Below are 24,588 nucleotides of genomic sequence, written 5' to 3'. Positions count from 1 at the left end.
CTTTCCCAACAGGGCAAACATCAATGACCAGCATTTTGACCAATCCAGCCGCCATGGCTGCATTGCAGACCCTGCGCGCGATCAATCGAAACCTCGAAATCACCCAGAGCCGAATCTCCTCCGGCTATCGCGTTGAGACCGCGGCCGATAACGCCGCCTACTGGTCGATCGCGACCACGATGCGCTCCGACAATTCGGCCCTCGACACCGTTCACGATGCGCTCGGCCTGGGGGCCGCGAAGGTAGACACCTTCTATGCCGGACTGGATACCGTCGTAGAGGTCATGAGCGAGATCAAATCCAAGCTCGTGGCTGCGGCGGAGCCTGGCGTCGACAAGGACAAGATCAACTCGGAAATGGCCCAGCTGAAAAGCCAGCTGGTCTCGGCCGCGCAGTCGGCGTCCTTCTCAGGTGAGAACTGGCTCTATAACGAGGCGGCGGCGGCGATCGGCACGAAGTCCGTCGTCGCCTCCTTCAATCGAAGCGCCGACGGCAGCGTCACGGTCTCGAAGCTCGATTACGATACGTCCACATCCGTGCTGGTGGATGTGCAGGATGCAAGCCGCGGCATGCTTACCAAGGCGGTGGACGCGGACGCCCTTGACCCGAATACGACGGGTACGCCGCGGGAATATTACCTGCTTGCGGTCGGCACCGCTCCCGCGGGCGCGACCGAGATCGAGCTCGACGACGCCACGACGGATGCCGAGCTGACCGACATGATCCGCGTCGTTGATAACCTCATCCAGCAGTTGACCGACTCCGCCTCGACTCTCGGTGCTGTCAGTAGCCGCATCGAAATGCAGGAGAGTTTCGTGGCGAACCTCATGGATGTGATCGACAAGGGAGTCGGCCGCCTGGTCGACGCGGACATGAACGAGGAATCGACGCGGCTCAAGGCGCTGCAGACGCAGCAGCAGCTCGGCATCCAGTCGCTCTCGATCGCGAACACCAACTCCGAGAACATCCTGCGCCTGTTCCAGCAGTAAGGGCAGGTTCCGGCGGGTGAGGAGTGGGAGAGAACAAATCCCTCCCCAACCCCTCCCTACAAGGGGAGGGGCTTAGACTGCCGCTCCCCGCTCCGCTCCTCTCGGCGTGGCTGCTGGGAGAGAGGGTGAATGTACCGGAGGCGGTGCGGCACACTCTTGCCCCTCCCACTTGTGGGGAGGGGTTCATGCATGTGCCCGAGAAGCCGCAACCTGATTTCAACCCCTTCCTTCCGCCGCGCCGCCGGTCATCGGCGTGTCGGAAGCCGGTTGGACCGCGCTATTGCCCTGGCGCGGTCCAACACCTTCATTTTCGCACAAGTTTGACCCGATAGCCTTTCCTCGCAGTCGTATGATTGCCGGCCAAGATGGATTGCGCCGCCGCTGCACCGGTCCTTCGAGTGGGTCGCCTAATGCGAACCGGTGCTATCGAAGATGTGGGGTCCCGTCGCTCTGGTGACTGCCGGGACCGAGGGAGACATTTAAGACGTGTCAGGCTCTTTCGATATCCGGTGCAAGGGGCTGTCTCTGCCGGCAAGGCGGAGCGCGCCGGCATTCGCGGGGCGGAGGCGCCCATGAGTGCGTCGCTCTCCCGCTATCTCAAGGATTTCAGCGCGCCGAAGATCGAGCTCACGCGCATGCCGCCGAAGTATTTTCCGGATATGGACGGAGGCGTTTGCGCCAGCGGATCCGGCGAGAGACCCATGATGCCCGAGATCGACGTCGATGCCGAGCGCCGCGCCGCTTTCGAAGCGGGCCGCGCCGAGGCGACCGGCGAACTCGTGGCCGAGCACCAGCGTGAGATTGCCGAACTGAAGACCCGTCACGCGAGGGAAATCGAGAGCTTGTCGCGGCGCCTCGAGGAGGAGGTGGCGCACAAGCTTGCCGCCCAGTTCGCCGAGATGACGGAGAGGCTGGGGATGGCGCTCGGGGACCAGACGGCGCGCGTGCTGGCGCCGGTCATGGAGGAAGCGCTGCGCGCGCGCGCCATCGAGAACCTCGCGAGCATGGTCCTACAGGGCATGGCAGCGGGCGAAGGCCTTGCAATTACCGTAAGGGGGCCGGCCGCCCTTTTCGAGGCGCTGAAGCGGCATCTCCCCGACGACACGATGGTGTTCCGCCATGTCGAGACCGCCGACGTCGATCTCGCAGTTGAATTCGGTGACGCGATCCTGGTCACAAGGATGGCGGCATGGTCCGACACCGTTCGGAAGGTTTTGGCATGAGTAACGAGAGCCATCACAACGGCAAGAACGAAATCATCGTCGTCAAGCGCAACGGCGGCGGCCATGGCGATCACCACGGCGGAGCGTGGAAGATCGCCTATGCCGACTTCATGACCGCGATGATGGCCTTCTTCCTCGTAATGTGGCTGATCAATGCTGCGAACGAGGAGACCAAGGCGGCAATCGCCGCCTATTTCAATCCCGTGCAGCTCACCCAGGAGAAGCCGTCCGAGAAGGGTTTGAAGGATCCCGCAAAGGATGCGCAAGGCGAGGAGACGCAGCAGCGCTCGAAGGCTGAAGGCGAGCAGGCGAAATCCGGCGGCACCGCCAGGACCGGCGATCAGTTGACCGCGACTTCGGGGGAAGAAACCCAATATTCCGATGCCGATTTCTTTGAAAATCCCTATTCGGTTCTTTCCGAGATCGCCCAGGAGGTCGGCCAGCAAGCCAATATCAGCTCCAAGGGTGACGGCGGGGCAGCACAGTCCGGTCCCGCGAGCGGCGCCGATGGCGGCGAGGCCTTTCGCGATCCTTTCGACCCGGACTTCTGGACGAAGCAGGTCGAGGTCAAGGACGCCGGCAACGCGCAAGATGGCGGCGCGCTGACGGCGGGGCGGAATACCGAACCCGGCAAGCAGGTAGAGCAACGGCCTGCCGATGGCGAGAAGCCCGTCGAACTTGCGGCCGAGGGCGAACACCAGGACCCAAAGGACGGCCACGCGCCCGGCGACGAAGTACAAGCGCAGGACCAGGAGCAGGAAAAACAGAGGCAGGCCGACGCGCTTAAGGCGGAAATCCGCAGGGCGGTGGCCGGCGAGGCCGGACGGCTGCTCGAGGGGCTCGCGGTGACCCCGACGGAGGGCGGGCTGCTGGTCACGATCAGCGAACAGTCGGACGCACCGATGTTCGCCGTTGGCTCCGCCGTGCCGCAAAAGGAGCTCGTGCTCGCCATGGAGAAGATCGGCACGCTGCTCGCCGGGCGTCAGGGTGCCGTCGCCATCAGAGGGCACACGGACGGGCGGCCGTTCAAGGACGGGACCTATGACAACTGGCGCCTGTCGGCGGCGCGTGCCCAGAGCGCTTATTACATGCTGGTTCGCGGCGGCCTCAAGGAAGAGCGCGTCAGCCAGATCAGCGGCTTCGCCGACCGCCGCCTGCAGGTTCCCGACGATCCCTATGCGCCCGCCAACCGGCGGATCGAGATCCTGTTGCAGGCGGGGCAGGGTTGAATTGAAATGTTGAAGCGGTTGCGCAGCATTCTGGTGACATCGGTTCTGACGGTCCCGCTAGCGATCGGGTCCGCACGGGCCAGCGAGATGGAAGAACTCGCGCCCTTCAAGTTGATCCGGTCGCTGCAATACATCCAGGATTCGGTCGTGCTCGGCGATCACTCAGCGATCGAGATGCAGCGTTTCATACTGGGCGAGATCGACAAGCGCCTGCGGACGGCCGATCCATCCCTCTTCCGGGATCCCCGCAATGTCGATGCCGCGCTCGTCTATGTCATGAGCGGCGGCAATCCGGAGACGCTCGACCTTCTGACGGACCGGGATGTCGAGGGCAATTTCGACTCGCGCGTCACCGACTCGCTGCGGCAATATCTGCGCGGCAAGGGACCGCTGATCGTCGAGACACTCTCCAAGGCTGCTCCCGAATATAAAAACTCCTTCATTGCTCCCTACGTCTTCCTGGTTCTCGGCAACGCCACGGCGCAGCAGGATCCGGTCGCCGCGATGAAATATTACGACTGGGCGCGCCTGACGGCACCGGGATCCATCATCGAGGAAGCGGCGCTTCGGCGCTCCGTGGCGCTCGCGGCAGAGGCCGATGAACCCGAGAGAGGCTTCCGTTACGCGCTGAATTACGCGCGGCGCTATATGACGTCGCCCTATGCTAGCCAGTTTGCCGACGTGTTCGTCGAACTCGCGGTCGTCCATCTCGGCGAGACGGCCGAGCAGAGGGTCGCAGAGGTTCTTGGATTTATGGATCCGCCGCGCCAGCGCGAGGTCTATCTGCGCATCGCGCGGCGGGCGGCAATCGCCGGCCATCAGCCGCTGGCGCTGCTCGCGTCCAGACGCGCCGAAGAACTGGCGGGGGCCAGCGGTTCGCAATCGCAGATGCTCGCGAGCTTCTATCAGGGGCTCGCTTCCGTTCCGTCGGACGATGTTTTCGCTGCAGCGCAGACGATCACGGCCATCCCGGAAGAAAAGCTGTCCCAGCGCGACCGTGCCTTACGGCAGGCGGCCAAAGCGATTGCCGATGCGGTCGTTCGACCACCTCAGGATGTAAGTCCCGCGCAAGCGTCCCTGGCTACACTGACGAAAGACCTTGGGACCGAAAGCGAGCCAGGGCCGGAGGAAACGGGAAGCGGCATGAGCCCCTTTGCACCGCCAGCCGAGGCCGCCACGCGCGAGGCGCCAGGCGGCGCCGAGATCGCCGCGTCGACCGACCCGGCTTTTGATGATTTCCTGGCGGGCGGCCTATCCAAGCTCAAGGAGATCGATGCGCTCCTGGAGGAGGAGGTACGATGAACCCTCTTGAACAGACTTTGCGTGCGCCTGCGAGCCCGGGTAAGTCCGACGCCCGGCAAGGCGCAAAGGACCAACCCGCAGGCGAGCCCGGAGCCTTCGAGAGCGCGGTTGCCGATGCCGGCCGCCAGAAGACGCAGGGACAAGGCGCAACGGCAGGCAAAGCCGGCGAGCTGGCCGGAATCGGGCAAGCGGATGTCGGCAGTCGCGGGGCCGGCCTCGTGATCGCGAGCGATGAGCTTGAAGCAAGTTCCCGCTTCTCGGCTGCGTTCCAGCAAGCGCCGTCCGCGCAGGAGCATTCATCGCTGGCGGTCGACGACCGTCAGAATGTAACGCGACTGCCGCAAATGGCTGGAAAGGCGAAGCCATCGGGCAGGGAAGCCGCCGAGCATCGGGCACATGCGCCAGGCGCCAAGGCAAAGGACGATCGAAACGGGCAGATGTTGGAGCATGCCACGGCAGCGGGCGAAGCCGTGGGCGAGGAGACTTGGGGCGCCGGTTCGCGCGGCTCCGCGGAAGCGACCGGAGGAGCGCACGGCAATGATGGAACCTACGCTCCCCCCGACCCCGCCGGGCCCACAAAGGAAGCCGTCAGTGATCTTTTGACCTTGCTCGCCGGTCCGGCGCCGGGGCGCATGCCGGCGGAGGGCAAGGCTGTGCGTGCCTCGAGCGATGGCGTGGCCACTCAACAGTCCGCGACGGTCGCCGGCAGCACATCGGCCGAGCTCGCGACCAGCGATGAGGTGCAGTCCGGGAAGCAGCCAGACGAGGCGGCCTCGGAGCGGCTTTTCCGCTTCGCTCGCGCCGACGGCACGGGACAGGCCGTGTCGATGAGCATCTCCAGGGATGGCGAGCGCGTCGTCGAGAGTGGCGTGTCGTCGGCGGCAGCGCGGGCCGAAACTGTAACGGTTCTGGAAGCGCGCCGCTATCTCGGCGTGGCGATGAACGCGAATTCGGCTTCGGTTGCGGGCGCGATCGCCGGTGATGGCGAATGGGCGCTTGCCCTCCAGTCCAGTTCGCTGACGCAGCCGGAGACGTGGAATCAAGCCGGCAAGGTGCTGAACACGCTCAAGATTCAGATGCACCCGATTGAGCTAGGCACGGTGACGGCAACGCTGCGCCTGAAGGATGAAGAGCTTCACGTCGAGCTGAAGGTGGAAACCGGCGAGGCTTTCCGTCAGCTGCGGGACGACCAGAGCGAAATGGTAAAGGCTCTGCGCGCCCAAGGCTTTGCCGTGGACCAGGTGAACGTCACGTTCAACGGCGGCAGCGATGCGTCGAGCGGCGGCGGTTCCCAGGCGCAGTCACAGCCTGGACAACCGGGCCGGGAGCGTGCCGGCGACGGTGGCAGCCAGGGACATCAGCGGCAGGACGGCGGCCGCGTCGAGATGGCAGAGGGATGGACGGGGAATGACGGAACGGATGAGGCGTCGATTGGTGCTGAGCGCGCTCGCACTGGCGGCGTCTACATGTAGTGCCTTTGCGAGTGCGGGCGTCTGCGAACGCGAGATCGTTTCCGCGGCGGCCAAGTACGGCATACCGACCGGTATCCTCTACTCGGTCGGCTTGACCGAGACGGGTCGCAAGGGTTCCCTTCAGCCCTATGCGATGAACATCGAGGGCAAGGCCTATTTCGGGACCGGCATCGAGGATGTTCTGGCGCGGTTCGACGAGGCGCGTGCGCGGGGCGCCAAGCTCATCGATCTCGGTTGCATGCAGATCAATCATCACTTCCATGGCGAACATTTCGGTTCCCCGGGGGAGATGCTTGATCCGCACCGGAACGTCGAATATGCCGCGCGCTTCCTGTCCGACCTGCGTGCGCGGCACGAGAGCTGGACGATGGCCGTCGCACGTTATCACGCCGGTCCCAATAACGATCCCGCGCAGAAGAAATATGTCTGCCGGGTCATCGCCAATCTCGTCGCGACGGGCTACGGCAAGTGGACGCCGAACGCCACGCAGTTCTGCCGGTAGCTACCAAAAGTTGCATATCTGACGGCCTTGCCTTATTGTGGCGACAATGCGGAGAGATTGTGACTGCAAGGCCTTTCATCGCATGGCGTTAACTTTTCCACACTGTGTTAGTGTCATGATTAACGAGCACCCACTAGATATAGATCAAATCGGCACGCATTCCTTAATCAACTATTAAAATCCCCCATTAATTTTATCTAGTTGTTCGTGAATCCCATGATTCGTACCTCTCAATCAGTAGGACACCCATACTGATTCGGAGGCGGACGAATGATCGTGGTGGTTGACGAAAGAGAGCTTGTGAAGGACGGCTACACGTCCCTGTTCGGACGCGAGGGAATTCCCTCGACCGGATTCGACCCGAAGGAATTCGGGGAATGGGTGCATACGGCGGCCGATTCCGACATCGATGCGGTTGAGGCGTTCCTGATAGGCCAGGGCGAGAGCGCCCTGAGCCTCCCGAGGGCGATCCGCGATCGGTCTGAGGCTCCCGTCATCGCCGTGAGCGATACGCCGTCGCTGGAGACGACGCTGGCGCTGTTCGACTGCGGCGTCGACGACGTCGTGCGCAAGCCGGTTCATCCGCGGGAAATCCTCGCGCGTGTGGCGGCGATCCGCCGGCGCCTGAAGGCGATTGCCAATCATACGGATATTGGGCCGATCCGCGTCTTCGCCGACGGCCGCGATCCGGAGATCAATGGCGAGGTCTTCGCCCTGCCGCGGCGCGAGCGGCGCATCCTCGAATATCTGGTCGCAAACCGCGGTCGCCGCGTTTCCAAGTCGCAGATCTTCAACGCAATCTACGGCATCTTCGACGAGGACGTCGAAGAGAACGTCGTTGAAAGCCACATCAGCAAGCTGCGCAAGAAACTGCGCAAGAAGCTCGGATTCGACCCGATCGATTCCAAGCGCTTCCTCGGCTACTGCATCGACTGGAACTGAGAAGAGATGCCACAAGCCGGACAAAGACAGGTTCACGCAAGGCCGGGCTTCTAGTCTGCGATCAAAGCAGGAAACGAGGATCGACATGAGTCTTTTCGGTAGCATGAGAACGGGCGTTTCAGGCATGAACGCCCAGGCGAACCGCCTCAGCACGGTGGCTGAAAACATCGCAAATTCCAGCACGGTTGGGTACAAGCGTGCGTCGACCGAATTTTCCTCGATGATCCTGCCGTCGAGCAATGGCTCCTATAATTCCGGCGGCGTCCAGACACAGGTCCGCTACAGCATCTCGGATCAGGGGGCGACGACCTTCACGACCTCGGCAAGCGACCTTGCGATCAGCGGCGGCGGTTTTTTCATTGTCGAAGGTGCAAACGGCCAGGAGTATCTGACGCGGGCCGGGGCATTCGTCCAGGACGACCAAGGCAATCTCGTCAACTCCGCCGGCTTCACGCTGATGGGCTATGAATACGAGGCCGGCGTCGATCCGACCGTCGTCGTCAACGGCTTCGACGGCCTCACCAAGGTCAATCTTGCCTCGGAAGGCCTGACGGCGACCGGTTCGACCGCGGGCTCGATGGGCGCGAACCTGCCCTCGGGCGCTGCAAATGGCGATGTATTCACGACCTCGCTCATCGTGTACGACAGCCAAGGCAACACCCGCATCCTCGATTTCAATTACGAGAAGCTTGCCGACAACCAGTGGGAGCTCGAGATCATCGATCGCACATCGAGCACTTCTCTCGGCACCGCGACACTGGACTTCGACGCAAATGGCGTGCTCACCACATCGCCGGCGAGCCTGACCCTGAACGGTGGAGCAATCAGTCCAATTGCCGGCACCGGCGCCGTCCTCAACGATATCGTCGTCGACTTCACGAAAACCACCCAGCTCGGAACCGCTTTCACGCCGGACGGCGGTAAGATCGACGGCAATGCGCCGAGCAAGATTTCCGGCTATCAGATCGACACGGACGGCATCGTCTACATCAAATATGCCAATGGCGAGCTCGAGCCGCGCTACCGCATCGCTCTTGCGGACGTCCAGAGCCCCGACAAGCTCATCCCAGAATCCGGCAACGTCTACTCGCAGGGTGTGGATTCGGGCGTCATCATCACCGGGTTTGCGGGCTCCGGCAGCTTCGGCACCATTCTTTCCGGCGCACTCGAGAGCTCGAACGTCGACATCGCCGACGAGCTGACCTCGATGATCGAGTCGCAGCGCAACTACACGGCCAACTCCAAGGTCTTTCAGACCGGTTCGGAGCTCCTGGACGTCCTCGTTAATCTGAAGCGGTAATTCCAGGAAGACGGTCCCAGCATGTCGTTGTCCTCCGCAATCGCTATTGCGCAATCAGCATTCAGCACCACGGCGCAACAGACGGCCACGGTGTCGAAGAACGTCGCCAATGCGAGCAATGCGGATTACTCGCGCCGTATGGCCATGCTGGGAACTACCCCGAACGGCGCTCAGATCGTCTCGATCTACCGTGCGCAGAACGAGGCTCTCTTCAAGCAGAACCTCGCCAGCATCTCGCAATCCTCCGCACAGAGCAGCCTCCTTTCCGGACTGGAAATCCTGAAATCAGCGCTCGGCGGTAACGATTACGAGGCGGCGCCGTCGACCTACCTTTCGGCTTTCCGCAACAGTCTTCAGACCTTCGCTTCGACGCCGGGAAACTCGACGCTTGCCGCAACCGTGGTGGCAGACGCAACCGATCTTGCCAATTCGATCAGCAATACGGCGGCGGCGGTGCAGGACCTGCGCCTCGATACCGACAAGCAGATCGCCGAGGAGGTCGCCAATCTCAACGCTCTCCTCGCGCAGTTCGAGACGGCGAACAATGCGGTAAAGTCGGCGACGGCAGCCGGCGCGGATACGACGGCCGTGCTCGACGAGCGCGACAAGCTCCTGAAGCAGATATCGGAACTGGTCGGCATCTCGACTGTGACGCGGGCGAACAACGATACCGTGATCTACACGTCGGGCGGCACTGTCCTGTTCGAGACCCTGGCGCGGCAGGTCACCTTCACCCCGACGACAGCATTTGACGCGACGGTCACTGGCAACGCGATCTTCGTCGACGGCGTGCCGCTCGCCGCCGGCTCGGGCGCCGACACAACAGCGCAGGGCAAGCTTGCCAGCCTGGTGCAATTGCGGGACGACATTGCGCCGACCTTCCAGTCGCAGCTCGACGAGATGGCTCGCGGACTCGTGGAGCTGTTCCAGGAAGGCGGTCAGCCCGGCCTGTTCACCTGGACCGGCGGAACGGTTCCCGTGGCCGGCACGATCGAGCCGGGAATCGCGGCATCTCTGACCGTCAATCCGCTTGCGAAAGCAAATCCGTTCCTGCTGCGCGACGGCGGCTTCAACGCCGTCGTCTCCAATACGACCGGTGCCTCAGGCTACACCGATCTGCTCGACGGCTACATCGCAGCCATGGACACGGACATGGCGTTCGATGCTGCAACGGAGCTCGACGGCACGAGCTCGATCATGGAATTCGCCGCCGCATCGATCGGCTGGTTCGAGCAGATCCGCAGCGCCGCCTCCACCGCCGACGAGAACAAGGCGGCGCTGCTGGCTCGTACGGAAGAGGCCTTCGGCAAGGTGACCGGGGTCAGCATCGACGAGGAACTCTCGCTGCTGCTCGATCTTGAACAATCCTACAAGGCATCTGCCAAGTTGATCAGTACCGTGGACGCCATGATGGCGGCCCTTCTGGAAGCCGTGAGGTAATCATGAAGACATCCTTCGTTTCTAACCTGGCAGTGCAGAATGCCATGCGCCTGACCATTCAGCAGGGTCAGGCGGAACTCCTGAAGCTCGAGACGGAAGTTTCTACGGGCCGGCTTGCGGATGTGGGCGTCGCGCTCGGCTCCTCCACCGAACGCTCCGTCAGCCTGCAGCGGGAACTGACTCGGCTGGAGACGCTGAAGGACACGAACGCGATTGTCACCCAGAGACTTGCGGCTTCGCAGGAGTCGCTCTCGTTGATGGCCAAAGCGGCCGAGCAGGTGCGCAATACGCTCGTCACCTTCAAGGGCAACGACTCGGTCGATCAGCTGTCCGTTCAGGAGACTGAGATCAAGAGCGCCATGTCGATGTTCACGGCGGCCGCCAATACGTCCTTCAATGGCGAGTTCCTCTTCGCCGGCATCAATACCGACGTGAAGCCTCTCGAAGACTATTACGCAACCGGTTCGGCCGCAGAGACGACCTTCGACACGGAACTCGCGACCTACATGACGGCGAACGGCATCGCTTCCATGAGCGACTTTACCCGGGCGCAGATGGAAGACTTCATCACCAATACGCTGGCCCCGCTCTATACCGGCGCGCAATGGACGGTCGACTGGTCCCAAGCCTCGAGCCAGAACATGACCAGCCGCATCAGTGCGGGAGAGGTGATCCAAAGCTCGACCAATGCGACGACAGATGGCTTCCGGAGGTTCGCTCTTGCCGCCGTGATCTCCTCGGAGCTCATGGACGCCAACATCAGCTCCGACGTGCGCACCTATATTGGTGAAGCAGCGATCGGCTATGTCGAGCAGGCGATCACCGGCATCACCGCCGAGCGCAGCACGCTCGGTATCTCTGAAGCGCGCGTGGAAAAGGCCAACACCTCGCTCGAGGTTCAGATCAAACTCATCAACACGCACATCACCGATCTCGAGGGCGTCGACACCTACGCGGCCGGAGTCCGGATGAACACTTTGCTAACGCAGATGGAGACATCCTACACGCTGACCTCGCGAATCCAGCAGTTGAATTTGATAAATTTCCTCTGATGACAAGAGGATAAGGGCAATCATGAAGGATGTCTGAATGTATCAGTTTGCATACGCCGAGATCATGGAGGAAGGCGTCGCCGTCTCCAAGGATCGAGAGCGGCAAGTCCTGAACCGCTCGATCGCTCTACTCGAGGCGGCAAAGCAGCAGAAGGGGTATTCGAGGGAGGCAATCGAGGCGATCTATTTCACGCGCCGCCTCTGGATACGCTTCATCGAGGACTTGCGCACACCGGATAACCAGCTGGACGCCGAATTGCGCGCCAATCTGATTTCGATCGGGATCTGGATTCTGAACGAGATAGAGAAGATCCGCAGACGCGAGTCTTCCAACTTCCAAGGCATAATTGACATCACCACCATCATCAGGGATGGACTGAAATGAAAAGCACACTGCGTATTTCGTTGAAATCGGGTGAAAGAATTTTCGTAAACGGCGCGGTGCTTCGCGTCGACCGCAAGGTGGCCGTCGAATTCCTGAACGATGTAACTTTCCTTTTGGAAAACCACGTCCTGCAGCCCGAAGATGCAACGACGCCGCTTCGCCAGCTCTACTTCATCGCGCAGATGATTCTGATCAATCCGGAAGGTGCCGAGCAATCGACCGCCATGTTCCGCAAGTCGATCGTGATGCTTCTGACCTGCTTCAAGAACGAGGAAGTGCTGGCTGAACTGAAGCGCATCGACGGCTTGGTGACGCAGGGTCGCGCTTTCGAAGCGCTGAAGGCGATCCGCGGCCTCTATCCCGTTGAAGAACGCATCCTTAACAATCAGGAAATTGCGCCGGCAATGATCGACCAGATCCGCAAGGAGATTGCACCATGGCGGTAAGCGGCGTCAATTCCAGCACCTCGCCAACGAGCACCGCGAGCCCGGGCTCGACGAGCGGTACGGATGCTGCCGACGCAACCCTGAACTACCAAAGCTTCCTGAAGCTGCTGATCGCGCAGATGAAGAATCAGGACCCGACCGAACCCATGGATGCGAGCGAGCAGATCGCTCAGCTAGCAACATTTTCGCAGGTCGAGCAGTCGATCAAGATTAACAGCAATCTCGAGACCTTGCTGGTAAGCGAATCCTTGACGCAGGCGTCGACCTATATCGGCAAGACGATCACCAGCAGCGACGGTCAGACGAGCGGCGTCGTCGCCGAAGTCGAAGTCACGTCGGAGGGAGTGACGGCGATCACCACAAGTGGCAAGGAGATCGCGATCGAGCCCGGCATCACGGTTTCGATGACCTCCTCGACCTAGCACGGCACCTGGTTACAAAGATTTGGGGCCTCCGTGATGCGTCCCGAAGGACGCACCACGCGGAAGGCGTGGCTCAGGCGGCGACCGTAGGCCCGCACGGCGCTTGACGGCGGCGGGTGGCAGCGGCGATTCTTAGCGAATCATCGCGAAGATCGAAGCGCCCCGATGTGCCGGGCGACGCACGCGGCAGAAAGGACCCCCGCGGAATGAACGAAGCAGACGCCCTTGACATCGTGCAGGCTGCGATCTGGACCGTGATCGTGGCGGCGGGGCCTGCCGTCCTTGCCGCAATGGTGGTCGGCGTCGTCATTGCCTTCTTCCAGGCATTGACGCAGGTGCAGGAAATGACGTTGACCTTTGTCCCGAAAATCCTGGCGGTGATGGTTACCGCCGCGATTTCAGCGCCTTTCATCGGTGGGCAGATTTCCATTTTCACAGACATCATCTTTTCCCGGATCCAGTCCGGATTCTGAAGTCGCTGCTTCTTCTGCAAGTCTCCTGAAACCAAGCTCTAAAGCGACCTCTGTGTAAGACGTGCGCCGCTGGAAGCCACCTTCGCGCAAGCTTGGCTCTTTAGGTCTATCCGTCAACGTTCGGGCAGCTTGCGTGATCGCTGCCCGCCTCTCATGAAGAGACGGAAAAGACATGGCACAACCGGCGACACTGACCATCCCGAAACTCGCGCCCAAGAGCCGGGACATTGGCTTTGCGCTCGGGATCGTCACGATCCTCTCGATCCTCTTCCTGCCCATACCGGCGTTCCTGATCGATCTGGGGCTCGCCTTTTCGATCGCCTTCTCGGTGCTGATCCTGATGGTGGCGCTCTGGATCCAGCGGCCGCTCGAATTCTCGTCGTTTCCGACCATCCTTCTGATTTCGACGATGACGCGCCTGTCGCTCAATATCGCGACGACGCGGGTCATTCTTTCCCACGGGCACGAGGGTCATGGTGCTGCCGGCGGCGTCATCTCCGGTTTCGCAAGCCTCGTCATGTCCGGCGACTTCGTCATCGGGCTGATCGTCTTCCTGATCCTCATCACCGTTAACTTCATCGTCATCACCAAGGGCGCGACGCGTATCGCGGAAGTGGGCGCGCGCTTCACTCTCGACGCCATTCCCGGCAAGCAGATGTCGATCGATGCGGATCTGTCGGCCGGACTTATCGACGAGAAGGAGGCACAGCGGCGCCGTCGCGAACTGGAAGAGGAAAGTTCCTTCTACGGCGCGATGGACGGTGCCTCGAAATTTGTGCGCGGCGATGCGATCGCCGGCCTGATCATTACGGCGATCAATATCTTTGGCGGCATCATCATCGGCTATCTCCGGCATGACATGCCGATCGGTCAGGCCGCCGACGTTTTCGTCAAGCTTTCCGTCGGCGACGGTCTCGTCTCGCAGATTCCGGCGCTGATCGTGTCGCTGGCTGCCGGCCTGCTCGTTTCCCGCGGCGGCACCGCCGGCTCGACGGACCAGGCCGTCGTCGGCCAGCTCAGTGGCTACCCCCGGGCACTGATGGTAGCATCCGGGCTGATTATTCTGCTATCGGTGATGCCGGGCCTCCCGTTCCTGCCTTTTGCCGCGCTTGGCGGCGGCATGGCATTTTTAAGTTGGTTCATCCCCAGGCAGATCGAGGCTCTCAATGCGGAGAAGCGCGCCCGGGAAGAGGCGACGGCCCAGCAGAACAAGGAGAGCGACAAGGACTCGGTCAAATCGGTCCTGAAGACGGCGGAAATCGAACTCCTGCTCGGCAAGCAGGTCTCGACCAGACTGCTCGGGGCGCACCAGGAACTGGCATTCCGGGTCGGCAAGATGCGCCGCAAGTTCGCCCTTCAGTACGGACTGGTCGTGCCGGAGATCAAGGTCTCGGACGACATCTCGATCCCGGACAAGGCCTACCAGGTTCGCATCCATGGAACGACTGTTGCTTCCAACACGGTGCGGGTCGGCGAAGTCCTGGTCGTCACGGGTGGCGGCCGCCGGCCGAGCATTCCCGGCGACGAACTGCGCGAGCCCGCCTTCGGCATGCCCGCGCTTTCGATTCTCGAGACGTTCACAGAGGACCTCAAGCGCGAAGGCTTCCATCCGATCGACAACGTTTCCGTCGTGCTGACGCATTTGAGCGAAGTGATCCGCAACAATTTGCCGCAGCTCCTGTCCTACAAGGACGTCAAGGTGCTGATCGAGCGGCTCGATCCGGAATATCGCAAGCTCGCCGACGAGATCTGCACGTCGCACATGTCCTATTCCGGCCTGCAGGCGGTGTTGAAGTTGCTTTTGGCCGAGCGCGTATCGATCCGCAACCTGCATCTGATCCTCGAAGCCGTGGCCGAGCTGGCGCCACATGTCCGCAAGACCGAGCAGATCGTTGAGCATGTGCGCGTGCGCATGTCTCAGCAGCTCTGCGGCGATCTTGCCGACAACGGCGTTCTGCGTGTTCTGCGCCTTGGCAACAGATGGGACATGGTCTTCCATCAGGCGTTGAAGCGCGACGCCAAGGGCGAAATCGTCGAGTTCGATATTGATCCGCGTCAGCTCGAGGAATTCAGTGAGCAGGCGACAAAGGTAATCCGTGAACATCTCGATCGCGGCATGCCTTTCGTGCTGGTAAGTTCGCCCGAATCTCGTTCTTATGTCCGCATGATCATCGAACGACTCTTCGCCACGCTGCCGGTCCTCTCCCATGTCGAGCTTGCCAAGGGCCTTGAGATCAAGATCATCGGCTCGATTTCATGATAAGCGACCCGGAAGGCACGGTGCTGGCGCTGTTCGCAGCATTCTGCCGGATCGGCGGCTGCGTCATGGTAATGCCGGGATTTTCGACCGCTCGCGTGCCGCTGCAGGTCAGGCTGTTCATCGCCGTCGCGCTCTCGATGGCCATTCTGCCGCTCATGTGGACGGACATCCATCCGCAGGTCGCGGGTAGGGGGCACACCTATATCTATCTCGTCGCGACCGAAACCGTCGTAGGCGCGGTGATGGGGCTCGTCGCGCGATACTATGTTCTCGGTCTGCAGTTTGCCGGGACGGCCCTGTCCATGCTGATCGGCTTCAACCCGCCGCCGTCCAGCGACGTACTGGAAGACACGGCCGAAAGCCAGTTGACCAGCCTGATCAGCTTCACTGGCGTCATGCTTCTCTTCATGCTGGATTTCCACCACGTCATCTTCGAGGCGATTGCACAGTCGTATCGGGTGATGCCGATCGGAGCCGGTTTTGACCCCCAGGGCATGCTGATCACGCTAGCCAATTCGCTTGAGCAGACCTTCATGATCATGCTGCGCCTTGCGAGCCCTTTCGTGATCTACGGCCTTCTTTTCAACGTCGCCATTGGCATGGTGAACAAGCTGGCGCCGCAGATCCCGATCTATTTCATTTCCCAGCCCTATCTGATCATGGGCGGCCTGTTCCTGCTGTACCTCGGCATCGCCGCAATGCTGCACCTGTTTGCTGGCGGCTTCGTGACCGTGATGCGGGGCGGTTGAGAGAATGAAGACGCGATCGGAGAAACTGAAACGCCTCGTCGCCGTTCAAAGGCATCTCGAACGGATCGCCGAGAGTGAGCTCGCGGAGATCGCCAGCCAGCGCGGCCTACTTTCCGAGACGATCACTTCGGTTGTCGATGCGATGGGTTCGGCTCATCCGCTGCACCGCATGTTCTCGGGTTATTACGGCTCCCAACTCGGGCGGCTCGTACAGAAGGACCAGATGCTGCTCGGCATCCAGGAGGTGCACGAGGCCCGCATCGCGAAGGAGCGCGCCAAGGGCGACCGGCTCGAGGAGAGCATGATGGATGCGCGCCTGATGGAGGAGCGCGAGGCGGCAGACGCCCAAATCCTCGACCTGATCGACCAGTACGTCGCGGGTCACGCACCAGCTTCCGGTAAGGTTGAGCGGCGATAGTGCGTTATCGGACGGCCCTCTGAGGGTGGACCGCCTGTTCGCAACGCGGATCGGCTGCCGATCGGCAGTCGTCTTCGAGAGGATCTGACAATGGCTATTTCCCCGCCCAGCGATCTGGTGATGGACGTCGTGCGCGCGGCCGATCCGGCGGAAGTTCAGGAGGCACAGGCGCGGCTTAAAGCCAATCGCGCCGCGTTCCAGGCGACCAGCCTTGCGGAAAACGGCAATGGCTTTGCTGCCGTCGTTTCGGTCTTGAATTCTTCGGAAGGGTCGAGCGGCCTCGCCGATGTCACGAACCGCGTCGAACAGAAGAAGATTCCTGAAACCTATCGCAAGTTCGAGGCGATGGTGTTGCAGAACTTCGTGAAATCCATGCTGCCGAACGACAGTGAAAATGTCTTCGGAAAGGGCACCTCCGGCGAGATCTGGAAGAGCATGATGGCGGAGCAGATCGGCGACGTTATCGCCAAGGGCGGCGGCATCGGAATTGCTGAAAGTCTGGTCGGCGACGACCCGACCGCCCGCGTCAACGCAAAGCTCGACGGCGACAGCCGGAACCTCGCCTCCGGTATGGTTCAGGAATACGAGCGCAAAGCGCTCTCCGCCTTTCTGACGACTGAAGACCAAGACAAAGACAAAGCTTGAGCGGCGGCCGGCGTTTCCGCCCTCGACCCGCTGATATTCACTTGGAGCTGATTTATGGAAGCTGTGGCAACCAATGACCTGCGCATACAAAATGTCCTCGGCCGCCTGGAAATGATCATCGACAACGAGAACAGCCGCATCGGCGTCGACCCCGATTTCGACATGAAGACGTCAAATGCGCACAAGAGCCGCTGCCTATATGAGTTGACGATGCTGCATCGCGATGCCGCTCCTGGCGAAATCTCGCCGGCCTTCACCTCGCAGGCGCGTCATTTGCGAAAGAAACTTGCGCTCAACGCCCAGAAGGTCGAGGCTCATCTTGAGGCCGTCCGCTCCGTCGTCGAGCTCCTGAAGACAGCCGTGCAGGATGCCGATGCGGACGGCATCTACACCGAAGCGCAATTCCGCTACAGCGACTTCTAATGCTCAAGCTCCTTCTCACCGGGGTCTGGGTCTGCGCCGTCACGCTCGGGTCGGTCTATTTTTCGATGCAATATGCGTCGGCACCCGCCATCTCGGACGCTGAGGCCGAGCGCCGTGCGTCGGAGGAATATGTCCCGGGAGAAATCATCACCATTCCGGTGATCGAGGACGGCGCCGTCCAGGGGTACTTCCTTGCGAAACTCTCCTTCTCGGCAAAGAGGGAAGGGATTGCGAAGCTCCACGCGCCACTTCGCCAACTCGTGACCAGTGAGCTCTATGACATGCTCGTCGGCTCGAAGTTCATCGATGTCGCCGATACCGGATCGTTCGCCCTGGCGGACTTCAAGCTTGCGGTGAAAGACGGGCTCAACGGGAAACTGGGCGGGGAAGTGATCACCGAGGTGCTCGTCGAGCAGCTCGAATATCTGAACAAGGAGGAAGTCGCGCGTGCGGCCAACGGTCAGGCCGCGCGCTATGAGAAACCGGCGCCAATCGTCGACAGGAACGGTGAAGTCGCCTCCGACAAGCTTCCTGAGGGCGCCGTCAGCGCGCACTAGCGCACCGGCCCCGGAAAGCACTATGAAGGTAACGGCAGCATGCTGCCGTTCTCTATTCGGGCTCGTGCTTCCGTTCGCCCGCAAGGCCGAACTCGCCCATGAGGCGGCCGCTCGCCACGTGAAAATGATAGAGTGCCGCAGCGGCAAGGCCGGTCTGCACCCAAAGCTTGATGCCCCATGGCAGCGATGCGGCAAGCATGGCGGTGGACCGGCCGAGTGTCTTCAGCCGACCTGCAGGGGACGCATCACGCTGGTGCTCCAGGAGGGCCGAGATCGCGCCCCGTTCGCGACTGCGCGCCCGTATCCATGACGCAGTCGTGTGATACGGAGGAACTGCTTCCGCGACCCAGGCCTCTGCCGCCCACGCAAATGAGAATCCCTTGGCCTTGCACCGATTGAAGAAATCCGCGTCGCCGACTCCGACGAGGTTGAGAGCGGGGTCCAGATAGGGACGGGCCATGGAATCAAGTACTGGCCGCGTCAGAAGTACGTTGCCGGCGGAGTAGAAGCCGAGGCACCGGCCCGGTTTCGTCGTAACGTGGCGAGAAGATCGGATGATGTTTCCATCTTTGCCCAGCCGAGCCCTCGAAGACAGGCAGTTGCGGACCGCCGACTATGTCCGCTCCGTGGGTTTCCTGGACCGCAATAAGGCAATCGAGCCATTCGGGAGCGGCGACTTCATCATCATAGATGCCGGCCAGGGCGCGCAGGTTAGGAAAGAGGTCGAGGGCCGTCGCCCAGCCGCTGTTGCAGGCATGGCTGTGTCCGGGGCGGTGAGCGATGATAACGGCCGCATTCGACGGGTGCTGGAGAAAGAAGTTCTTTGCGGCCTCCGCACCCGCGAGACCCTCCGCGTCGTTTTCGACGACGAGCGTCGCGTAAGGAAGGTCGGGCCGTTGCGAGACGATGGTCTTCAGCGTCTTGACGAGATGCTCCGCGCGGCGGAACGTCGGAACAACGACAACGAGGTCTATATCCGCTCTATTCTCCAGCTCGGTTTGGAAATGGATGGAAATATCCTGACCGCTCGGCGACATCGACAAATCCGCTCAGATCCACTGCATTTGCCCTTAAATCGACCTCGATTAACGGCGAAAGATATGCAGCGATTCAAGGTGCTACAGCGACCTTTGCGCGTCTGGTAAGACGCGCGGCGCTGTAGGTTCAGGACCTAGGCTGATAATAGGGAAAATGTTCCTGAATGGATGCTGAATCCGAAGGGAAAATTCCATGTCGTTCCCTGAAGTCGTGATCGACGGCTGGGCATTGGGGCCTGGAGACTCTCAAGAATTGCGATGTCATTGCTGCAGTCTCTCATTGATGCAACGAAATGCGGCGATCGCCGGCCGCAGGCCAATTCAGGCCCCCTTTAAGCTCTTGCAATTATGCGTTTGGAACAGCATAGGGCGCATTGAGGCAATCGCTTGAGGGCGCGCCGGCTAGAGTGCGCCCGAATGTGAGGAACAAACCGGGAGATACGCCGTGACGACTGTGATTGATGGTAAGGCCGTCGCCGCTTCGGTCATCGAATCTGTGAAATCCGCCACCAGGAGCTTGGAGTCCGATGCGGGCGTGCGCGCGGGACTCGCGGTTGTGATCGTCGGAGACGATCCGGCAAGCCACGCCTATGTGTCGGCGAAGAGCAAGATGGCCAAGGAATGCGGCTTTCTCTCGGTCCAGCATACGCTGCCGGAGGAGACGACGCAGGAGGAACTCGCGGCTCTGGTCGGTAGGCTCAATGCGGATCCCTCCATCCACGGTATTCTCGTGCAATTGCCGCTGCCGAAGCACCTCATGTCGGAGCCGATCATCCAGTCGATCCTGCCGGAGAAGGACGTCGACGGTTTGCACGTCGTCAATGCCGGCAAGGTCGCGACCGGCGATCTCGAAGGCGGGCTCGTCTCCTGTACGCCGGCCGGCGCGATGGTGTTCGTGCGCCACATTCACGGCGATGATCTCTCCGGCCTGAACGCGGTCGTCATCGGCCGCTCCAACCTCTTCGGCAAGCCGATGTCGGCTCTTCTCCTCGCGGCGAATGCCACTGTCACGACTGCCCACTCGCGTACCAGGGATCTGCCGGCCGTCTGCCGCAATGCCGATATTCTGGTGGCGGCCGTCGGCCGGGCGGAAATGGTCAAGGCGGACTGGGTGAAGCCCGGGGCAACGCTCATCGATGTCGGCATCAACCGCGTGCCGGCGCCAGAACGCGGCGAGGGCAAGACGAAACTCGTCGGCGACGCGGCCTTCAAGGAATGCGCCGAGGTCGCAGGCGTCATCACTCCGGTGCCGGGCGGCGTCGGGCCGATGACGATCGCCATGCTCATGGCCAACACCATCATCGCCGCGCACCGCAAGGCCGGCCGCCAGCCGCCTAAGTTCTGATCGGCGAGGTATCGCCGTCCCGGTTCAGCGAAATCTCGTGATCTAGCGTCCGGGAGTCGCTCCGGTGGACGCGCGCACGATCAGTTCGGCCGGCCAGAGCTCCTGCTCCGGGTAGTCGCCCTGTTCGAGAATGCCACCGATCAGCCGTGCCGCGATGCGGGCCCCGGCGGCTCTGAGAGACGAGCGCGTTGTCGTCAGCGGCACGCTGAAATTCTCGGGTTTAAGCATCGGCAGAACGTCGTCATGGGCGATTAGGGAGATGTCGCGGCCGATGACCAGGCCGGCCTGGTTGATGGCGCGCACCGCGCCGAGCGCCAATACTGTACTGGAGCAGAGGACGGCCGTCGGAGCGTCCGGCTGCTGCAAGAAGCGCTGCATGCTCCTGTAGCCATGTTCGTCCGTCATCTCCGAGTACTGGACGAGCGAGTCGTCCAGGCGAAGGCCCCATTCGTCGAGCGCTCGCATGAGACCCTTTCTGCGACGGATGGAAAAGGCGAGATAGTCCGGCCCGTTGATGAGCGCGATCCGTTGATGGCCGAGCTGCAGCAGGAGCTTCGTCGCGTCGTAGAAGGCACGGGTATTGTCGATGTCGACGAACGGATAGTCGCGCGGTCCTCCGATGGACCGGCCGTGCACGACGAAGGGAATGGAGAGTGATTTCAGAATCGAAATGCGCGGGTCGTTGGCGCGCATATAGGCGAGGAACACCGCATCGACATTGCCACTCGCAGCAAGTCGCCGAAAGGTCGCCTCCTCGTCGTCGGGCGCACTCGGATTGATGACGAAATGGAAGTCGTGCTTTACTGCCTCCTCGGCAAGGCCCGCTAGAAATTCGCCGAAATGGATGTCGGAATCGATGCCGGATGCAATCGGCATGACGAGACCGATCGAGCGAGCCTTCCCAGTCGCAAGCCGCTGGGCGGCACGGTTCGGTCGATAGCCCGTAGCACGCACCGCTTCGAGCACCCGCCGCCGCGTGTGGGCGTTCACTTCCGGATAGCCGTTGAGAGCGCGGCTGACCGTCGTTTGCGACAGGCCGAGAAGCTCCGCCAACTGCTTGAGATTGACCGCCATGGTCAGGAAACCTCCCAAAGCGCTTTGGATATCTGTTTCATTCGTGTCATTTTACGCGGCGCCTCCCTCCGATCTGTACCATTCAGGTGAGGTCCGACAAAGCGGAAATCCTTGTTTTGCGACGCAAAAATCATCACGCATGGCAAAAATTCGCTAGATCTTTGCTCTGTGGCGGAAAGCTCTTGACTCTTCGACGGCGGCAATGGAGTGTTAGCGAACTCAAAGCGCTTTGAATTTGCGCCTTGACGACCCGCCCGGCGCGACGCCCGGGCTTTATTTTGGGGAGGACTCGAACGTGAAGAGATCATTGCTGATGGGCGTTGCGGCGCTCGCTATGCTCGCGGGAGCGGCCAGTGCTCAAGACCTCAAGTTCCAGCCGGGTGAGGATTCAAAATTCAACTGGGCGAGCTTCGAGGAGTTCAAGAAGGGGCATGACCTGAAGGGCCAGACGCTCACGATCTTCGGCCCCTGGCGCGGCGAGGACGAGGTCCTGTTCAAGAGCGTCTATGCCTATTTCAGCGAAGCGACCGGCGTTGAGGTCAAATATTCCTCCTCGGAAAACTACGAACAGCAGATCGTCATCGACACGCAAGCCGGTAGCCCGCCAGACGTGGCGATCCTTCCGCAGCCGGGCCTGATTGCCGACCTCGCCTCCAAGGGCCATCTGACGCCGCTCGGCGACGAAACGAAACAATGGCTGCTCGACAATTATTCGGCCGGCCAGTCCTGGGTCGATCTTGCTACCTATAACGGCAAGGATGGCACGCCGGCGCTTTACGGCTTCCCCTATAAAATCGACGTCAAGTCCCTCGTCTGGTATGTGCCGGAGAACTTCGAGGATGCCGGCTACGAAGTGCCGAAGACCATGGAAGAGCTGAAGGCGCTGACGGAGAAGATCGCGGCCGACGGCGAGAAGCCTTGGTGCATCGGGCTAGGCTCGGGCGGGGCGACCGGCTGGCCGGCAACCGACTGGGTTGAGGACCTGATGCTGCGGACGCAACCGCCGGAGGTCTATGACAAGTGGGTCACCAACGAGATTCCCTTCACGGATCAGGCCGTGGTCGGCGCGCTCGAGGAGTTCGGCTGGTTCGCTCGCAACGATCAGTTTGTCGACGGCGGTGCCGCGGCCGTCGCGTCCACCGATTTCCGCGACAGCCCGAAGGGTCTCTTCGCTTCGCCGCCGAAGTGCTACCTGCATCACCAGGCCTCCTTCATCCCGTCCTTCTTCCCGGAAGGCACGGTCGTTGGCGAGGATGCGGACTTCTTCTACATGCCGCCCTATGAGAGCAAGAAGGAGCTTGGCAATCCCGTTCTCGGTGCCGGCACGCTTGCGATGATCACGCGGGACACGCCGGCGGCGCGCGCCTTTATCGAGTTCCTCAAGACACCGATCGCCCATGAGGTCTGGATGGCGCAGACCAGCTTCCTCACGCCCTACAAGAGCGTCAATGTCGACGTCTATGGCAACCCGCCGCTGAAGAAGCAGGGCGAAATCCTGCTCAGCGCCACGACATTCCGCTTCGACGGTTCCGACCTGATGCCAGGAAAGATCGGCGCCGGCGCCTTCTGGACCGGCATGGTCGACTTCGTCGGGGGCAAGTCCGCGGCCGACGTTGCGGCCGATGTGCAGAAGGCTTGGGACGCAATCAAGTAAGGATCTGGAGGGCGGCCGGCAGGGTCGCCCGCCCGTTCCTGGCGCGGGATGAGGAGAAGTGCGCGCCGCTTTCCCACCGCATCCCGCGCGGGCTTTCATCGATGGCGTTTTATGATTCTGGACCGATTTGGCCTAGAATCGCCGCGATCTGGAAGTGTCCGGTGAATTGCGGGTATCGTCGAAAATAAGGGTCATGCGCCGAGGGTTCTGTGCCGGAGCGTTCGAGGGGAGGGATGTGTCATGCAGCTGATCGCTGCCATTGCCACGATGATCGCGGGTGTCCTTGCCTGCGCAGCCTATTTCTGGGCCACCAATTTCATTCTTGATTTGATCTTCCCCTCCAAGGGGCTGTCGGGCCCCGCGGCGTCGCGAAACCTTCGCATCACCAACACCATACGCCCTTGGCTGTTTCTGGCGCCGGCCCTCTTCGCCCTTACGATCTACCTGATTTATCCGGTCATCCAGTCGGTGTGGTTGAGTTTGCACGACCGGGCAGGGCAGAATTTCGTAGGTCTTCGCAACTACGTCTGGATGGTCAATGACGGCGAGTTTCGCCAGTCGATCTTCAACAATTTCCTCTGGCTGCTCGTCGTTCCAGCTCTCTCGACCTTCTTCGGCCTCATCATCGCAGCGCTGACGGACCGCATCTGGTGGGGCAACATCGCCAAGACGCTGATCTTCATGCCGATGGCGATCTCTTTCGTCGGCGCAGCCGTCATCTGGAAGTTCATCTATGATTATCGGGCTGCGGGTTCCGAGCAGATCGGTCTGCTCAACGCGCTCGTCGTTGCCTTCGGCGGTGAACCGCAGGCCTGGATCACGCTTCCCTTCTGGAACAATTTCTTCCTGATGGTAATCCTTATCTGGATCCAGACCGGTTTTGCCATGGTCATCCTGTCCGCGGCGCTGCGCGGCATTCCCGAGGAGACGCTCGAGGCGGCGGTGATCGACGGCGCCAATGGCTGGCAGATCTTTTTCAAGATCATGGTGCCGCAGATCTGGGGCACCATCGCCGTCGTCTGGACCACCATCACCATCCTCGTCCTCAAGGTTTTCGATATCGTGCTGGCGATGACGAACGGCCAATGGCAGAGCCAGGTGCTCGCCAATTTGATGTTCGACTGGATGTTCCGTGGCGGTGGCGATTTCGGCCGCGGCGCCTCGATCGCCGTCATCATCATGGTTCTCGTCATCCCGATCATGATCTGGAACATCCGCAACGCGGCCAAGGAAACGGGAGGACACTGAC

The 24,588-nt window shown here is 61.3% G+C and carries 24 protein-coding genes and 1 pseudogene; 23 read left to right on the top strand and 2 right to left on the bottom strand.

Going from position 1 to position 24,588, the window contains the following annotated elements; genetic code table 11:
* Window positions 1–23: 23 nt before the first annotated feature.
* The 20 genes from J2Z31_RS10435 to J2Z31_RS10340 all read left to right on the top strand — a co-directional run bounded on the left by J2Z31_RS10435 (window position 24) and on the right by J2Z31_RS10340 (window position 18,229).
* Complete coding sequence (locus tag J2Z31_RS10435) at window positions 24–989, top strand: flagellin N-terminal helical domain-containing protein (RefSeq protein WP_209601819.1); 966 nt, start codon at window positions 24–26, stop codon at window positions 987–989.
* A 572-nt stretch (window positions 990–1,561) separates the two neighbouring features.
* The gene (locus J2Z31_RS10430; protein WP_209601818.1) at window positions 1,562–2,212 is read left to right on the top strand and encodes a hypothetical protein; all 651 of its coding nucleotides are present in this window, start codon (window positions 1,562–1,564) and stop codon (window positions 2,210–2,212) included.
* The gene (locus tag J2Z31_RS10425) at window positions 2,209–3,441 is read left to right on the top strand and encodes a MotB family protein (protein ID WP_209601817.1); all 1,233 of its coding nucleotides are present in this window, start codon (window positions 2,209–2,211) and stop codon (window positions 3,439–3,441) included. The genes J2Z31_RS10430 and J2Z31_RS10425 overlap by 4 nt, the downstream gene beginning before the upstream one ends.
* Window positions 3,442–3,447: 6 nt before the next feature.
* On the top strand, window positions 3,448–4,743 hold the full coding sequence (gene motC / locus J2Z31_RS10420) for a chemotaxis protein MotC (RefSeq protein WP_209601816.1): 1,296 nt from the start codon (window positions 3,448–3,450) through the stop codon (window positions 4,741–4,743).
* Complete coding sequence (gene fliK / locus J2Z31_RS10415) at window positions 4,740–6,215, top strand: flagellar hook-length control protein FliK (RefSeq protein WP_209601815.1); 1,476 nt, start codon at window positions 4,740–4,742, stop codon at window positions 6,213–6,215. The genes motC and fliK overlap by 4 nt, the downstream gene beginning before the upstream one ends.
* Window positions 6,151–6,717 (top strand): transglycosylase SLT domain-containing protein, encoded by a 567-nt coding sequence (locus J2Z31_RS10410; protein WP_209601814.1) that lies wholly within the window; start codon window positions 6,151–6,153, stop codon window positions 6,715–6,717. Before fliK ends, J2Z31_RS10410 begins: the two co-directional genes overlap by 65 nt.
* A gap of 270 nt (window positions 6,718–6,987) precedes the next feature.
* Window positions 6,988–7,659: a transcriptional activator Rem gene (gene rem / locus J2Z31_RS10405; RefSeq protein WP_209601813.1), complete on the top strand. Its 672-nt coding sequence runs from the start codon at window positions 6,988–6,990 to the stop codon at window positions 7,657–7,659.
* Window positions 7,660–7,744: 85 nt separating this feature from the next.
* The gene (locus J2Z31_RS10400) at window positions 7,745–8,959 is read left to right on the top strand and encodes a flagellar hook protein FlgE (protein ID WP_209601812.1); all 1,215 of its coding nucleotides are present in this window, start codon (window positions 7,745–7,747) and stop codon (window positions 8,957–8,959) included.
* A 21-nt stretch (window positions 8,960–8,980) separates the two neighbouring features.
* Window positions 8,981–10,399 carry a flagellar hook-associated protein FlgK gene (gene flgK, locus J2Z31_RS10395; protein WP_209601811.1) on the top strand — a complete coding sequence of 473 codons (1,419 nt, stop codon included), beginning with the start codon at window positions 8,981–8,983 and terminating at the stop codon, window positions 10,397–10,399.
* Between the two features lie 2 nt (window positions 10,400–10,401).
* Window positions 10,402–11,451, top strand: coding sequence for a flagellar hook-associated family protein (locus tag J2Z31_RS10390; protein ID WP_209601810.1), 1,050 nt, complete (start codon window positions 10,402–10,404; stop codon window positions 11,449–11,451).
* A gap of 37 nt (window positions 11,452–11,488) precedes the next feature.
* Window positions 11,489–11,836: a flagellar biosynthesis regulator FlaF gene (flaF, locus tag J2Z31_RS10385; RefSeq protein ID WP_209601809.1), complete on the top strand. Its 348-nt coding sequence runs from the start codon at window positions 11,489–11,491 to the stop codon at window positions 11,834–11,836.
* Window positions 11,833–12,282 carry a flagellar biosynthesis repressor FlbT gene (gene flbT, locus J2Z31_RS10380; protein ID WP_209601808.1) on the top strand — a complete coding sequence of 150 codons (450 nt, stop codon included), beginning with the start codon at window positions 11,833–11,835 and terminating at the stop codon, window positions 12,280–12,282. The genes flaF and flbT overlap by 4 nt, the downstream gene beginning before the upstream one ends.
* The gene (gene flgD, locus J2Z31_RS10375) at window positions 12,273–12,704 is read left to right on the top strand and encodes a flagellar hook assembly protein FlgD (protein ID WP_209601807.1); all 432 of its coding nucleotides are present in this window, start codon (window positions 12,273–12,275) and stop codon (window positions 12,702–12,704) included. The genes flbT and flgD overlap by 10 nt, the downstream gene beginning before the upstream one ends.
* A gap of 206 nt (window positions 12,705–12,910) precedes the next feature.
* A complete protein-coding gene (fliQ, locus tag J2Z31_RS10370) occupies window positions 12,911–13,177 on the top strand; it encodes a flagellar biosynthesis protein FliQ (protein WP_209601806.1) in 267 nt (88 codons plus the stop codon).
* A 172-nt stretch (window positions 13,178–13,349) separates the two neighbouring features.
* On the top strand, window positions 13,350–15,437 hold the full coding sequence (flhA, locus tag J2Z31_RS10365; RefSeq protein WP_209601805.1) for a flagellar biosynthesis protein FlhA: 2,088 nt from the start codon (window positions 13,350–13,352) through the stop codon (window positions 15,435–15,437).
* Window positions 15,434–16,186, top strand: a complete 753-nt coding sequence (gene fliR, locus J2Z31_RS10360; protein WP_209601804.1) for a flagellar biosynthetic protein FliR — start codon at window positions 15,434–15,436, stop codon at window positions 16,184–16,186. The genes flhA and fliR overlap by 4 nt, the downstream gene beginning before the upstream one ends.
* 4 nt (window positions 16,187–16,190) lie before the next feature.
* Window positions 16,191–16,604, top strand: a complete 414-nt coding sequence (locus J2Z31_RS10355; protein WP_209601803.1) for a hypothetical protein — start codon at window positions 16,191–16,193, stop codon at window positions 16,602–16,604.
* Window positions 16,605–16,694: 90 nt separating this feature from the next.
* Entirely contained in the window at window positions 16,695–17,249 is a 555-nt protein-coding gene (locus J2Z31_RS10350; protein ID WP_209601802.1) for a rod-binding protein, read from the top strand.
* A gap of 54 nt (window positions 17,250–17,303) precedes the next feature.
* Window positions 17,304–17,672, top strand: coding sequence for a hypothetical protein (locus tag J2Z31_RS10345; protein WP_209601801.1), 369 nt, complete (start codon window positions 17,304–17,306; stop codon window positions 17,670–17,672).
* Complete coding sequence (locus J2Z31_RS10340) at window positions 17,672–18,229, top strand: hypothetical protein (RefSeq protein ID WP_209601800.1); 558 nt, start codon at window positions 17,672–17,674, stop codon at window positions 18,227–18,229. Before J2Z31_RS10345 ends, J2Z31_RS10340 begins: the two co-directional genes overlap by 1 nt.
* A gap of 52 nt (window positions 18,230–18,281) precedes the next feature.
* Here the strand turns inward: J2Z31_RS10340 and J2Z31_RS10335 are convergent.
* Window positions 18,282–19,266, bottom strand: a pseudogene (locus tag J2Z31_RS10335) (glycosyltransferase family 2 protein).
* 445 nt (window positions 19,267–19,711) lie between these two features.
* On the opposite strand from J2Z31_RS10335, the gene J2Z31_RS10330 reads away from it, so the two are divergent.
* On the top strand, window positions 19,712–20,611 hold the full coding sequence (locus J2Z31_RS10330) for a bifunctional methylenetetrahydrofolate dehydrogenase/methenyltetrahydrofolate cyclohydrolase (RefSeq protein ID WP_209601799.1): 900 nt from the start codon (window positions 19,712–19,714) through the stop codon (window positions 20,609–20,611).
* A gap of 42 nt (window positions 20,612–20,653) precedes the next feature.
* On the opposite strand, the gene J2Z31_RS10325 is transcribed toward J2Z31_RS10330, so the two are convergent.
* Entirely contained in the window at window positions 20,654–21,685 is a 1,032-nt protein-coding gene (locus J2Z31_RS10325) for a substrate-binding domain-containing protein (protein WP_209601798.1), read from the bottom strand.
* Between the two features lie 295 nt (window positions 21,686–21,980).
* On the opposite strand from J2Z31_RS10325, the gene J2Z31_RS10320 reads away from it, so the two are divergent.
* The gene (locus J2Z31_RS10320) at window positions 21,981–23,339 is read left to right on the top strand and encodes an ABC transporter substrate-binding protein (RefSeq protein WP_209601797.1); all 1,359 of its coding nucleotides are present in this window, start codon (window positions 21,981–21,983) and stop codon (window positions 23,337–23,339) included.
* A 240-nt stretch (window positions 23,340–23,579) separates the two neighbouring features.
* Window positions 23,580–24,587, top strand: a complete 1,008-nt coding sequence (locus J2Z31_RS10315; protein WP_209601796.1) for a carbohydrate ABC transporter permease — start codon at window positions 23,580–23,582, stop codon at window positions 24,585–24,587.
* Window position 24,588 lies beyond the last annotated feature (1 nt).

Origin of the sequence: Sinorhizobium kostiense (assembly GCF_017874595.1) — a bacterium.
GTDB classification, from domain to species: Bacteria; Pseudomonadota; Alphaproteobacteria; order Rhizobiales; family Rhizobiaceae; genus Sinorhizobium; species Sinorhizobium kostiense.
The sequence above is the reverse complement of the archived record's forward strand: the minus strand, read 5'-3'. Positions and strand labels throughout refer to the sequence as shown.

Coding starts and splice junctions, on each gene's coding strand:
- J2Z31_RS10435 (WP_209601819.1), top strand. CDS start 24: ATGACCAGCATTTTGACCAATCCAGCCGCCATGGCTGCATTGCAGACC.
- J2Z31_RS10430 (WP_209601818.1), top strand. CDS start 1,562: ATGAGTGCGTCGCTCTCCCGCTATCTCAAGGATTTCAGCGCGCCGAAG.
- J2Z31_RS10425 (WP_209601817.1), top strand. CDS start 2,209: ATGAGTAACGAGAGCCATCACAACGGCAAGAACGAAATCATCGTCGTC.
- motC (WP_209601816.1), top strand. CDS start 3,448: ATGTTGAAGCGGTTGCGCAGCATTCTGGTGACATCGGTTCTGACGGTC.
- fliK (WP_209601815.1), top strand. CDS start 4,740: ATGAACCCTCTTGAACAGACTTTGCGTGCGCCTGCGAGCCCGGGTAAG.
- J2Z31_RS10410 (WP_209601814.1), top strand. CDS start 6,151: ATGACGGAACGGATGAGGCGTCGATTGGTGCTGAGCGCGCTCGCACTG.
- rem (WP_209601813.1), top strand. CDS start 6,988: ATGATCGTGGTGGTTGACGAAAGAGAGCTTGTGAAGGACGGCTACACG.
- J2Z31_RS10400 (WP_209601812.1), top strand. CDS start 7,745: ATGAGTCTTTTCGGTAGCATGAGAACGGGCGTTTCAGGCATGAACGCC.
- flgK (WP_209601811.1), top strand. CDS start 8,981: ATGTCGTTGTCCTCCGCAATCGCTATTGCGCAATCAGCATTCAGCACC.
- J2Z31_RS10390 (WP_209601810.1), top strand. CDS start 10,402: ATGAAGACATCCTTCGTTTCTAACCTGGCAGTGCAGAATGCCATGCGC.
- flaF (WP_209601809.1), top strand. CDS start 11,489: ATGTATCAGTTTGCATACGCCGAGATCATGGAGGAAGGCGTCGCCGTC.
- flbT (WP_209601808.1), top strand. CDS start 11,833: ATGAAAAGCACACTGCGTATTTCGTTGAAATCGGGTGAAAGAATTTTC.
- flgD (WP_209601807.1), top strand. CDS start 12,273: ATGGCGGTAAGCGGCGTCAATTCCAGCACCTCGCCAACGAGCACCGCG.
- fliQ (WP_209601806.1), top strand. CDS start 12,911: ATGAACGAAGCAGACGCCCTTGACATCGTGCAGGCTGCGATCTGGACC.
- flhA (WP_209601805.1), top strand. CDS start 13,350: ATGGCACAACCGGCGACACTGACCATCCCGAAACTCGCGCCCAAGAGC.
- fliR (WP_209601804.1), top strand. CDS start 15,434: ATGATAAGCGACCCGGAAGGCACGGTGCTGGCGCTGTTCGCAGCATTC.
- J2Z31_RS10355 (WP_209601803.1), top strand. CDS start 16,191: ATGAAGACGCGATCGGAGAAACTGAAACGCCTCGTCGCCGTTCAAAGG.
- J2Z31_RS10350 (WP_209601802.1), top strand. CDS start 16,695: ATGGCTATTTCCCCGCCCAGCGATCTGGTGATGGACGTCGTGCGCGCG.
- J2Z31_RS10345 (WP_209601801.1), top strand. CDS start 17,304: ATGGAAGCTGTGGCAACCAATGACCTGCGCATACAAAATGTCCTCGGC.
- J2Z31_RS10340 (WP_209601800.1), top strand. CDS start 17,672: ATGCTCAAGCTCCTTCTCACCGGGGTCTGGGTCTGCGCCGTCACGCTC.
- J2Z31_RS10325 (WP_209601798.1), bottom strand. CDS start 21,685: ATGGCGGTCAATCTCAAGCAGTTGGCGGAGCTTCTCGGCCTGTCGCAA.
- J2Z31_RS10315 (WP_209601796.1), top strand. CDS start 23,580: ATGCAGCTGATCGCTGCCATTGCCACGATGATCGCGGGTGTCCTTGCC.